10 protein-coding genes are annotated in these 12,019 nt (G+C 32.5%); all 10 read left to right on the forward strand.

Annotated features, from left to right (window positions below; translation table 11 throughout):
- Positions 1-425 (forward strand): GDP-mannose 4,6-dehydratase (locus P8M54_RS15510; protein WP_300288938.1); only part of this gene is annotated, 425 nt, incomplete at its 5' end.
- A 64-nt stretch (positions 426-489) separates the two neighbouring features.
- A complete protein-coding gene (locus tag P8M54_RS15515) occupies positions 490-1,881 on the forward strand; it encodes a UDP-glucose 6-dehydrogenase (protein WP_300288939.1) in 1,392 nt (463 codons plus the stop codon).
- 30 nt (positions 1,882-1,911) lie between these two features.
- The gene (locus P8M54_RS15520; protein WP_300288940.1) at positions 1,912-2,376 is read left to right on the forward strand and encodes a UpxY family transcription antiterminator; all 465 of its coding nucleotides are present in this window, start codon (positions 1,912-1,914) and stop codon (positions 2,374-2,376) included.
- A 50-nt stretch (positions 2,377-2,426) separates the two neighbouring features.
- Entirely contained in the window at positions 2,427-3,431 is a 1,005-nt protein-coding gene (locus tag P8M54_RS15525) for a mannose-1-phosphate guanylyltransferase (protein WP_300288942.1), read from the forward strand.
- Between the two features lie 295 nt (positions 3,432-3,726).
- Positions 3,727-6,135 (forward strand): SLBB domain-containing protein, encoded by a 2,409-nt coding sequence (locus P8M54_RS15530; RefSeq protein WP_300288943.1) that lies wholly within the window; start codon positions 3,727-3,729, stop codon positions 6,133-6,135.
- Positions 6,136-6,144: 9 nt separating this feature from the next.
- Complete coding sequence (locus P8M54_RS15535) at positions 6,145-7,215, forward strand: Wzz/FepE/Etk N-terminal domain-containing protein (protein ID WP_300288944.1); 1,071 nt, start codon at positions 6,145-6,147, stop codon at positions 7,213-7,215.
- Positions 7,216-7,253: 38 nt separating this feature from the next.
- Entirely contained in the window at positions 7,254-8,537 is a 1,284-nt protein-coding gene (locus tag P8M54_RS15540; RefSeq protein ID WP_300288945.1) for a nucleotide sugar dehydrogenase, read from the forward strand.
- A 59-nt stretch (positions 8,538-8,596) separates the two neighbouring features.
- Complete coding sequence (locus P8M54_RS15545; protein WP_300288946.1) at positions 8,597-10,033, forward strand: MOP flippase family protein; 1,437 nt, start codon at positions 8,597-8,599, stop codon at positions 10,031-10,033.
- A 184-nt stretch (positions 10,034-10,217) separates the two neighbouring features.
- Positions 10,218-11,276 carry an O-antigen ligase family protein gene (locus P8M54_RS15550; protein WP_300288948.1) on the forward strand — a complete coding sequence of 353 codons (1,059 nt, stop codon included), beginning with the start codon at positions 10,218-10,220 and terminating at the stop codon, positions 11,274-11,276.
- Positions 11,269-12,006, forward strand: a complete 738-nt coding sequence (locus P8M54_RS15555) for a hypothetical protein (RefSeq protein WP_300288947.1) — start codon at positions 11,269-11,271, stop codon at positions 12,004-12,006. Before P8M54_RS15550 ends, P8M54_RS15555 begins: the two co-directional genes overlap by 8 nt.
- Positions 12,007-12,019: the final 13 nt, after the last annotated feature.

Below are 12,019 nucleotides of genomic sequence, written 5' to 3' on the forward strand. Positions count from 1 at the left end.
CTAATGGTGCTTATGCGGCTGTGATTCCAAAATTTGTGATGCAGCTAATGCAATTAGAATCTCCAAAAATAAATGGAGATGGTAATTATTCAAGAGATTTTACTTATATCGATAACGTAATTCAAATGAATGATTTGGCGATGAATACCACCAACAAAGAGGCAATAAATACCGTTTATAACACGGCTTTTGGAGATAGAAATACGTTAAATGATTTGATGACTTATTTAAAAAAATATTTGTCAGAATACAATCCGGAAATTGGAGAAGTAAAAATAGAATATGGTCCTAACAGAGCGGGTGATATACCGCATTCATTAGCGAGTATTGATAAAGCTAAGAATTTGCTAGGTTATAAACCTAAATATTCTCTGCAAGAAGGTTTAAAAGAGGCTGTAGCTTGGTATTGGGCTAACTTAAAATAGCATGAATTCTTGAGTGACCTATTTCAATTTGTTCAAATAGAAAAAGATATTTAAAATATATAAAATGAAAATTACAAAAATTTGCTGTATTGGTGCAGGATATGTAGGTGGACCTACAATGGCAGTTATCGCACAAAAATGTCCACACATACAAGTTACTGTTGTCGATTTAAATGAAGAAAGAATTGCAGCATGGAATGATGATGATGTCAACAATATTCCAATTTACGAACCGGGGCTTGCTGAAATTGTGGCAGAGGCTAGAGGACGTAATTTGTTTTTCTCAACAGATGTGGACCAAGCGATCGACGACGCACAAATTGTATTTATTTCTGTAAATACGCCTACTAAAACCTACGGTAAAGGGAAGGGAATGGCAGCCGACTTAAAATACATCGAACTTTGTGCAAGACAAATCGCTCGTGTTTCAAAGCAAAATAAAATTATCGTTGAAAAATCAACATTACCGGTCCGCACTGCTGAAGCGATAAAAAGCATCCTTGACAATACAGGGAATGGTGTTCAATTTCAAATATTATCTAACCCAGAATTTTTAGCAGAGGGAACCGCTATTGAAGATTTATTGAGTCCAGACCGTATATTGATTGGAGGAGATGAATCAGCAGAAGGACAAGAGGCAATTGCAGCTTTAACGAGCGTGTATGCAAATTGGGTTGCTCCAGAGAGAATTTTAAGCACAAATGTGTGGTCATCTGAACTATCTAAACTTACGGCAAATGCATTTTTAGCACAACGTATTTCCTCTATAAATGCGATGTCTGAATTATGTGAAAAAACGGGAGCCGATGTAAGTGAGGTATCAAAGGCTATTGGAATGGATAGTAGGATTGGTTCTAAATTTCTAAAAGCCTCTGTTGGATTTGGTGGGTCGTGCTTTCAAAAAGATATTTTAAATTTAGTATATATTGCTAAATCGTACGGTTTAAATGAAGTAGCTGATTATTGGGAGCAAGTAATTATTATGAATGATTACCAAAAAAAGCGTTTCTCTAGTAATATTGTGCAAACATTGTATAACACGGTTTCCGGTAAGAAAATTGCATTTTTAGGATGGGCATTTAAAAAAGATACAAATGATACTAGAGAATCTGCCGCTATTTATGTAGCAGATGATCTTATTAACGAGCAAGCAGAGATAGCTGTTTATGATCCTAAAGTATCGCAAGATAAAATGTTGAATGATATCAATTATCTTGACACAAGAACTGCAGAACAAAATAAAAATTATTTATCATCGTTTGCCTCTTCTTACGAGGCTTGTAAAGGTGCACATGCGATAGCAATCTTAACAGAGTGGGATGAGTTTAAATCGTACGATTGGCAGAAAATATACGATAACATGCAAAAACCTGCTTTTATTTTCGATGGTAGAAATATATTGAATAGCGCTGAATTAATCAAAATAGGTTTTAAGTACCAAGCTATTGGTTCATAACGTAATAGTTAAGTAAAAAAAATAAAAAGTATGAACTGGTATGTTGTTTATACAAAGCCAAAATGGGAGAAAAAGGTCGCTGAACAATTGTCTAAAAGTGGTATCGAATGCTATTGCCCTACTATTATTCAAATAAAACAATGGTCTGATCGAAAGAAAAAAGTAGAAGTACCGCTTTTTAATTCGTATATATTTGTGCGTCTAGATGACAAAGACCGTAATATAATTTTTCAATCTGCTGGTGTGGTACGTTATTTATTTTGGTTAGGAAAACCAGCGATTGTTAAAGATGATGAAATTCATGTGATAAAAAAGTGGTTGGATGCGCCAGAAAAATTTGATGTTAGTGTTGATAATATTAAAGTTGGAGATACGATAACTGTTGATTCAGGTCCGTTTGCTACTCATAAAGCGACAGTACAAGAAATAAATAACAACCATTACTTGCTAGTTTTAGAAAGTATGGGTTGTGTGTTGAAAATAAATCATAAGTAACAATTGTTTAAAGTAGAGCAATCGTTGTATAATGTACAAACTATTTAAAAATGGAAAAAAAATCAATTTCTCATGTCATTCTTACAGGAGGTGTAGGTAGTCGTCTTTGGCCACTTTCAAGAAAATCGAGACCCAAACAATATTTAGAAATATTTGATGGTAAATCACTATTCGAAATGACTGTAGATCGCAATAGTAATATTGCAGACAAAATAATGGTTGTTGGAAATATTGATAATTGCCATTTAAGCAAAGCAATTCTAGAAAAAAGTGATACAAGCTATGTTGATATCATTGAATCTACTCCTAGAAATACGGCTGCAGCTATTGCTTTTGCTGCTTTTGCTTCTGATCCTTATGATGTTTTAATTGTTACTCCTTCTGATCACATAATTGGAGACATGCAATCGTATGAGGAAGCTATAGATGAAGCGATCACTAAAGCAAATGACGGTTTCATTGTTACTTTTGGTATTATTCCAACAAAGCCAGAAATAGGATATGGATACATCGAAAGAAAAGGAGATGATGTAATTTCGTTCCGAGAGAAACCGAATCAAGTTACCGCATCAGATTTTATTGCCAAAGGGAACTTTTTATGGAATAGTGGGATGTTTTGTTTTAAAGCATCAGTGTTTTTAGAGGAATTACAAAAATATGCTCCTAAAGTATATGAAAAGGCTAAAATTGCTTGGGATAAAAATGTTGATGGAGTCATAGATCTTGATGCTTCAATGGAGATTCCGTCTATCAGTGTAGATTATGCAGTAATGGAAAGAAGTAAAAAAATCAAGGTGGTTTCTTCAAAATTTGTGTGGTCAGATTTAGGTTCCTTTGAATCTGTTTATGATTACCTCGTTAGTATAGGTCACCAAGTAGACAAAAATAGGAATATGGTTATAGGTACAGATAAGTTTACTTCATTTATAGGAATGAAAGATGCCATATTTATTTATACTGATACGGCGCATTTAATCCTTCAAAAAGAATTTTCTCAAGACGTCAAAAATGTTTACGGAATGCTAGAGCGTGATAATCCATCATTATTGAGTTAAAACTACCATATGTTTATAAATGTAACATTAAAATGTACTAACCAAATAAGGTGATATTACTATAGCTATGTAGTTGATAAATTGTTTAATAGTGAGTTGATCTTGTCTTTAATAATTATTGTAGTGTTAAAGCTTTATTAAAAATTTCGTTTTAGCTATATTTGCCAAAAACCAGGAGATATTTTTTTTACGAAACTCATACTAATATTTTCTGAGAATGTGGGTTGTAAGTATGCTTATTGTGACTTGCAACGGCGTAGCCGTTCAATTAACCGAAATTTAGAATACAAATTTTATGAAAAAAATAATGTTCGCGATGCTGCTATTTGTATCGATATTAATGGGTCATGACAGTGCAGCTCAAGGTGCATTGCAATCTAGAGATCTTACTACGATCAATGTAGATGCCTTATCACCTAGTGATATTGCTAAAATACAATCTCAGTTGTCAAGTAATGGTATGACGATTGATCAAGCGCAGTCAGGTTTACTGGCAAAAGGAATGAGTGCGTCTGAATTTGAAAAGTTAAAAGGAAGATTGTCAAATAATAACGTTCCAGCCTTACAAAATACTACTGCAGCTCAGTCAGGTGGAGCAGTTCAGCAATTAGAAATAACTAATGTTAAAGTTAAAGATACCGAAAACGCATTAATTTTTGGTTCGGAACTTTTTGATAATCCAACCCTTGATTTCGCCCCTGACTTACAGTTAGCAACTCCAGTAAATTACGTTTTAGGACCTGGTGATGAATTGCAAATTAGCGTGTATGGAGTGCAATTATACAACGCCACAATCAAAGTGAGTCCAGAAGGTAAAATAGCAATTGATGCCGTAGGGCAGCTATATGTCTCAGGAATGACAATTGAAGCTGCCACTCAGAAAATCAGAAATGCGATCGCAGGCGTATATAGTACCGTAGCTTCTGGTCAGTCGCAAGTTAGCGTGAGCCTAGGTAAAATTAGAACAATTAAAGTTACAATTATTGGAGGGAAGCAACCAGGTAATTATTCTGTTTCGTCTCTAGCTTCTGTTTATAATGCCTTGCATTTAGCTGGTGGGCCGTCAAAAAATGGTAGTTATAGAAATATTGAATTAATTAGAAATAATCAAGTCATAAAATACATTGATATTTATGATTTTCTGGTAAAGGGAGATCAGTCGGCAAACGTTAATATAAAAGACAATGATGTGATTCGAATTCCAGCTTATACAAAAAGAGTTACTTTAGAAGGGGAGGTAAAACGTCCTGGAATATTTGAATTGAAAAAAGGAGAAACCTTCTCAACATTATTAAGTTTTGCATCAAGTTTTAGTGAATCTGCTTACACTGCTTCTGTAAATGTGACACAAAAAACGAGTAAGGAATTTAAAGTACAAGACATCAGTAAGTCTGAGTTTGCAACATATATTCCACAAGCAGGAGATATCTTCAAAGTAAATAAAATATTAGATAGGTTCGAAAATCGAATTTCTATTGAAGGAGCTGTTTTTAGGCCGGAAACCTACGCATTTACAGAAGGAATGCGTGTTTCTGATTTAATAGCTAAGGCTGATGGATTAAAAGAAGATGCTTATAATAAGAGGGCGAGAATATTGCGCATCACTGCTAACTTAACGGCTGAAGTCATCAATGTTGATCTAGAAAACGCTTTGTCAGGAAACTTAGAAGCTGATATTGTTCTAAATAAGGAGGATGTTCTTACAGTATATTCCATTCTAGATTTTACTGAAGATTTCAAAATCACAATTGATGGTGAAATTAAAAAACCAGGTGTTTACAATTTTTATCAAGGGTTAACGTTAAATGATCTTTTAATTCAAGCTGGCGGACTAAGTGGTTCAGCATCAAAACGAGTGGAAATAGCAAGGATGATTGTTTCAGAAGATATTGATAACAATAACCCGAACAAGGCCGAATTATTCAATATAGAAATAACACCTGATAATAATGAGCAAGTTAAAAACTTTGTACTAAATCCATTTGACGTGATAAATATTCGAAAAATGGCAGTCTACGAAAAACCACAATCTGTTAGTGTAGTAGGCGCGGTGCATTACGCGGGTAAGTATGTTTTAGCAAGTAAAGTAGCAAAAGTAGCCGACATTATTGAGAGAGCAGGAGGTCTAACCACACAAGCTAATAGTAGTGGTGTGAAAATCAAAAGACCTATTCAAGCCAAACAAATAGAAGCGGTAGAAAATATTGATTTAAATCTTGGCGTAAACGACAGTATTCAGAAAAATATTGAAAAAAGATTGAAAGATGACGTTAAGTATGCAATTATTCCAGTTGACTGGGAAGCAATTGTAAAGAATCCATTAAGCAGTACGAATGTTAGATTAGTGCCTGGTGATATAATTGAGGTCGCCACTTTTAATGAAGGGGTAAAAGTAGCTGGTAACGTTTTGTTAACTTCTGAAATTCCATATATAAAAGGAAAAGGTTTTAGGTATTATTTAGATGCGGTAGGTGGACTTGATGCTAAAGCTTGGAAAAAGAAATCGTATATCATTTATCCAAATGGTAAAGCCGCAGTTACACATTCTTTCTTATTTTTTAAATCGTACCCAAAAGTAACTCCAGGATCACAAATTATTGTACCAGAAAAACCGGAAACCACAAAACTAAATACAACAGAGGTTGTAAGTATAGGTAGTGTTATTGCCAGCTTAGCCTTGCTGATTATTACCGCTTTTAAATAATAGCTAGAAATGGATACAAATAATAATAGTTACAACGACGAAATATCCTTAAAGGAGTTACTTGAAAAAGCTAAAGAATGGTCTAACTATTTACTGTCAAAATGGAAGGTTATTTTAATAGCAGGTATTGTTGGCGCTGCATTGGGAATGACTTATTCTATAATAAAAAAACCTATTTATACAGCAACGCTGACCTTTGTTGTTGAAGATGATAAATCTGGAGGAGGGTTAGGAGGTGCATTGGGACTAGCAAGTTCATTTGGAATTGATTTAGGAGGAGGAGGAGGTAGTGTTTTTTCAGGATCAAATTTGATGGAATTGTTCAAATCTCGAAGTATGGTTGAGAAAGCATTATTAAGTGATGTTGTCTCTAATGGGAAACAAATTCCTCTAGTTGAGATGTATATTCAAGATCAAGGATGGAGAGAGTCTTGGAGTAAGGATTCACTACTTAGCAATATTAGCTTTAACGATTTAAGTAAAGAGGAACAGTTTGGTAGGGTTAAAGACAGCATATTAGGTAGGATATATGTTGACTTATCAAATCAAAGCTTAAATGTAGAGCAAAAAGATGTCAAAGTGTCAATTATAAACATTGACGTGGCATCAACTAATGAACTTTTTGCTAAATTATTTATCGAAAATTTAGTTAAGCAGGTTTCGAACTTTTATATCGATACAAAAAGCAAAAAATCTAGGGAGAATATGCTTATATTAGAACATCAGACAGATTCTATAAGACAAGCTTTAAATAGTGCTATTACCGGTGTAGCTGTTGCTACTGATAATACATTCAACTTGAATCCTGCGCTCAATGTAAAAAGAGCACCTTCTGCAAGAAGACAAGTGGATGTGCAGGCAAATACCGCTATTTTAACTGAGTTAGTTAAGCAAACCGAATTAGCGAAAGTTACTCTTAGGAAAGAAACTCCTTTAATCCAAGTTATAGATGCCCCTATTCTACCTTTGAAAAAAGAAAAATTTGGAATCATTAAAGGAATACTATTAGGAGGTTTTATTTTTGGTTTTATGGTTACGGCGTTTTTGATAATTAGACGCTTTTTGAGAGAATTAAAATAATTACGGTATAAAAAGCTAGAAAAGAACTTTAGAATATAATGAATATGAAAAAAATTGCCATAATTGGTTTAGGATATGTAGGATTGCCTCTTGCTAGATTATTTGCTACAAAATATCAAGTAGTAGGATTTGACATTAATACTAAAAGAATATCGAGTTTGCGTTCAGGTACTGATAGTACTTTGGAGGTTTCAGATGAAATTTTACAAGAAGTTCTTGTTAATGATTTTAATAACATTACTAATGGATTATTATGTTCCTCAAGATTAGAAGATATTGCTGATTGTAATTATTATATCGTTACAGTTCCTACTCCTGTTGATAAAAACAACAGGCCTGACTTGACTCCGCTATATAAGTCTAGTGAAACAGTCGCTAAAGTTCTAAAAAAAGGAGACATTGTGATTTATGAGTCTACAGTATATCCTGGAGTGACAGAAGATGAATGCGTACCGGTTTTAGAGAAATTATCAGGATTACAATATAATGTGGACTTTTTTGCTGGTTACTCGCCCGAAAGAATTAATCCTGGTGACAAAGAACATACTGTTGAAAAAATTTTAAAAGTCACGGCAGGCTCAACTCCTGAAGTGGGAATTTTAGTAAACGAGTTGTATAAAACTGTAATAACCGCGGGGACACACCTTGCTCCAAACATAAAAGTAGCAGAGGCGGCTAAAGTGATTGAAAATTCACAACGCGATATCAATATTGCTTTTGTCAATGAATTAGCTAAAATATTTAATCTCATGGATATTGATACCCATGCTGTGCTTGAAGCTGCAGGTACAAAATGGAATTTTTTACCTTTTAAACCAGGACTAGTTGGTGGGCATTGTATTGGGGTGGATCCTTACTATTTAGCTCAAAAAGCACAAGAATTAGGATACCATCCTGAAATTATTCTTGCTGGGCGTAGATTAAATGACAGTATGGGCGAATACGTAGCTTCTCAAGTAGTAAAGTTAATGATCAAGAGAGGAATTACCATTAAGGGTGCTTCGTTACTAATGTTGGGTATCACATTCAAAGAAAATTGTCCTGATGTAAGAAATACTAAAATTGTAGATGTAGTTGCTGCTCTGAATGACTATGGTATACAAGTTACTATTTTTGATCCCTGGGCTAATCCAGTGGAAGTTGCACATGAATACAAGTTAGATAGCATTACTTCACTTCCTTTAGAAAAATTTGATGCAATTGTACTAGGTGTTGCTCACGAAGAATTTTTAAGTATTGACTTCAGCGCTATGAAAAAAGAAAATTCTATTCTTTACGATGTTAAGGGAGTACTAGAGAGAAGTGCAGATGGTAGTCTATGATTTAATACCGTATACTAAGATGTCTTTAATTTACATTTTAGATCAATTAAATAGCAAGTATGTTAAAGTCTAATAAAGGTGTGTTGTTTAAGGGAGGCGCTTGGACCTCTTTATCCTTCATCGTTGTGAGTTTGGTTTATGTGTTACGTATTTCAGTATTAACACGATACATAGATAAATCTGATTTTGGCTTAGTAGCTATTGTTTTATTTGTTTTAGGATTTACTAATATTTTTGCAGATTTGGGGGTTTCCACTGCCTTATTGTCTAAAAAAGATGTGTCTAAAAAAGAATATAGTAGCTTATATTGGGGTGGACTATTTCTGTCAATAGTTTTATATGTTATCATATTTTGTGCTTCTCCTTACTTGGCGGCCTTCTACGGTTACGCTCTATTAAAAAGCTTAATCCCTATCATGGGAATAGATATTGTGATTTCTACGTTAGGTAGGCAGTTCTCTGTCTTTATGCAGAAAGATCTTAAATTTAAAGAATTAGCTTTTATTAAAATAGCCTCTGAATTGATTTCCTTGTTAATTGATATTTTACTAGCTATTAATGGTTTTGGTATTTGGACTCTAGTATTTTCCTTATTGAGCTCATCTTTAATAACGCTTCTGTTAAATTTTATAATCAGCTATAAATCACATCCATTACTATTTTACTTTAATTTTCAAGAATCTAAACCATTATATGTTGTAGGGTTTTATCAAACAGGTTCACAAGTTCTTGATTATTTGTCTTCTCAGATCGATATTTTGATCCTAGGCAAAGTTTTGCCTATGGCAGAAATGGGTGTCTATTCAATTATTAAGACTTTAGTATTTAGAGTCTATATCTCGTTGAATCAGATAGTAACTAAAGTAATGATTCCTGTCTTTGCATCAATACAATATGATTTAGTAAACTTTAAAAGTAAATTTTTAAAGTTTGTGAATTTCATCACGATAATTAATACTTTCTTTTATTTAACAATTGCGGTACTATCTAAGTCAATATTATTTTTATTCTATGGTCCTAACTATGTGACTGACTACAAAATTTTACAGATATTATGCATGTGGGGAGTTTGTTCGTCTATTGTGAGTTGTTCAGGTGGTATTCTGATTGTATCAACTGGAAAAACTCTAATTGGTTTTAAATGGACACAGTTGAGATTTATAATCAACCCACTATTTGTTTTCATTGGTGCATATTATGGTGGGGTTATAGGAGTTTGTATCGCGCAATCTATTTTTGCATTTTTGTCTCTATTTCTTTATCAAATCGTAGTAATCAGTAAAATTTTAAATAATTTAAAAATGTCGGATTATTTAAAGGAAATTGTTTATACTATTTTCCGCGGACTACTATTATTTACTTTGTTCGTGTTTTTGAACGATTATTTTATCGTTAGTAGTCACTTAGTGAAAATAGCAGTTAATGTCTTAGTACTCTTAGCTATCTTTTCTTTAATGTACTTTCGAAAAATAGTAAATCACTTAAAACAGTTGTAATTTGTATCTTTTTAAGCGTTCCAGTATTTATGATTTTCTATTAGTTTTATATGTAATCCTTCAATTTTTCGGATTGTATGGTGGTACCTTTCAGCCAATCCGTATATACGCAATAATTTTATTTCCTTTTATTATTTTTAATAAGCACATTTTAATAGTAGGGAGCAAAATTCGATTGGTGATCGTGTTTGCAAGTTTTACCGCTTTCTATTCTTTTCTATGCTTATTCTGGAGTAAGAATTTTGAGGATGGTTTCAATAGTAGTTTATTCTTATTATTAAATTTATTAACTTTTTTTGAGTTTTTATTCCTAGGTTACTTGGCTAAAGATTCTTACTATTCTATTTGGAAGGGTTGGTTTTTCTTTATATTACTTACACTTCCAATTGCTTATATCGAGCTAATCTTTGATAAACATTTAAGTGTTTCATTTGTTGAGTCTCAAACAGCAATTGGTGCTACAGGCGTTTTTAAGAGATTTGCATCAGTTACTTTTGGTAACTATAATTTGTATAATTTTATTTTGGCAATAGGTTTCCCAGTCTTAAGTTCTATATATTTTAATGAGAAATATAAAAGAGGGTTTCTCCTAAAATATACTCTAGTCTTTGTATTATTTTCTACATTCCTAATCGTTATATCAAACGGCAGTAGAGGGGCATTACTAAGTTTACTATTGAGTTTGATAATTTTTTTTCTATATTATTTAAAGAAAAACATTAAAAAAACCATTACTTTGCTCAAAATTATTGTGATTACAATGGTTGTAATCTCTGGAAGTGTTTATTATATTGTTAATAGCGATTTTTTTTTCTATATTTTATTTAGATTGCAAAGTAAAGGGTATGAAGATAATACAAGATCAGATCTATTTGTTGCAGGTTTTGAAATGTTGAGAGACTCCTATTTTTTTGGAGTAGGTGGTGGGAATTTTATGGATAATTTAAATTCTACGAGTTACAAAGGGAACCCTCTTCCTCCTCATAATGTTTTCGCTGAAATTTTTTCCCAATATGGTATAGTTGTATTTCTACTCTTTCTATCGATTCTATTTATAATCTATAACAAATTCTACAACAGAACAATTGAAGTTAAATATATATTAGTCGTTTCATTAGTAACTATGATTGTCAATTTTATGATTCAAAGTAGTTATTTACTAACTTCCTACATGTGGATATATTTTGGCTCCTTGTACTGTTTTTCTCAGTTTAATGTAAAAAATATTGGCGAAAATGTGTGAAAAAACTTTAGTGTGTTTTACAGCTTCATATCCCTTTGGTGATAAGGAAACTTATTTTGAGAATGAATTATTTTATCTTTCTCAAAATTTTCATAAGGTTGTAATTATTCCATCCTACAACCCTTTTTCATCTACAATTATGCGTACAGTTCCAAAGAATGTAACAGTACATCAGCCAATTTTAAAAAACGGTTTTTCAAGGCTGTTACAAGGCTTAAGTACTTTTAAATTGTCATCATTATTTTTGAGAGATTTTGTAAAAAATAAGGTTTTCACTGATAAAAGCAAATTGATTAGATGGTTAAATGCATATATAGAGTATACAAGTAGCTTGAATCTTTTTTTGGATTTAGATTTTGATTCCGATAACACCTTACTTTACTCTTACTGGGCTTCTAAACCAATGTTCATAGATAGAAAGTTGCTTAATTTTAAAAAGATTGTAAGGATGCATGGTGGTGATTTTTATTTAAATAGAAATAAAAATTACCTAACATTGCGAAAAGAAATATACAATGCTAGTGACTTGTTATTGCCAATATCGTGTGATATTAAACATGTTTTAGAGAATCATTATCAAATTAATCCATGTAAAATTTTTTTAAGTTATTTGGGTGTAAATAACGTTGCACGTACCTGTACTATTAACACTTCTAAGGTATTGTCGTTTGTTAGTTGCAGTAACGTCTATCCTTTGAAAAGAGTACATTTAATATTTGACATGGATTAATTTGATAATGATT

It is taken from the genome of Flavobacterium sp., from assembly GCF_029242675.1.
In the GTDB taxonomy this organism is placed as follows: domain Bacteria; phylum Bacteroidota; class Bacteroidia; order Flavobacteriales; family Flavobacteriaceae; genus Flavobacterium.

Excerpts from the sequence above, each read along its gene's own strand:
- P8M54_RS15515 (WP_300288939.1), top strand. The coding sequence starts at position 490 with ATGAAAATTACAAAAATTTGCTGTATTGGTGCAGGATATGTAGGTGGA.
- P8M54_RS15520 (WP_300288940.1), top strand. The coding sequence starts at position 1,912 with ATGAACTGGTATGTTGTTTATACAAAGCCAAAATGGGAGAAAAAGGTC.
- P8M54_RS15525 (WP_300288942.1), top strand. The coding sequence starts at position 2,427 with ATGGAAAAAAAATCAATTTCTCATGTCATTCTTACAGGAGGTGTAGGT.
- P8M54_RS15530 (WP_300288943.1), top strand. The coding sequence starts at position 3,727 with ATGAAAAAAATAATGTTCGCGATGCTGCTATTTGTATCGATATTAATG.
- P8M54_RS15535 (WP_300288944.1), top strand. The coding sequence starts at position 6,145 with ATGGATACAAATAATAATAGTTACAACGACGAAATATCCTTAAAGGAG.
- P8M54_RS15540 (WP_300288945.1), top strand. The coding sequence starts at position 7,254 with ATGAATATGAAAAAAATTGCCATAATTGGTTTAGGATATGTAGGATTG.
- P8M54_RS15545 (WP_300288946.1), top strand. The coding sequence starts at position 8,597 with ATGTTAAAGTCTAATAAAGGTGTGTTGTTTAAGGGAGGCGCTTGGACC.
- P8M54_RS15555 (WP_300288947.1), top strand. The coding sequence starts at position 11,269 with ATGTGTGAAAAAACTTTAGTGTGTTTTACAGCTTCATATCCCTTTGGT.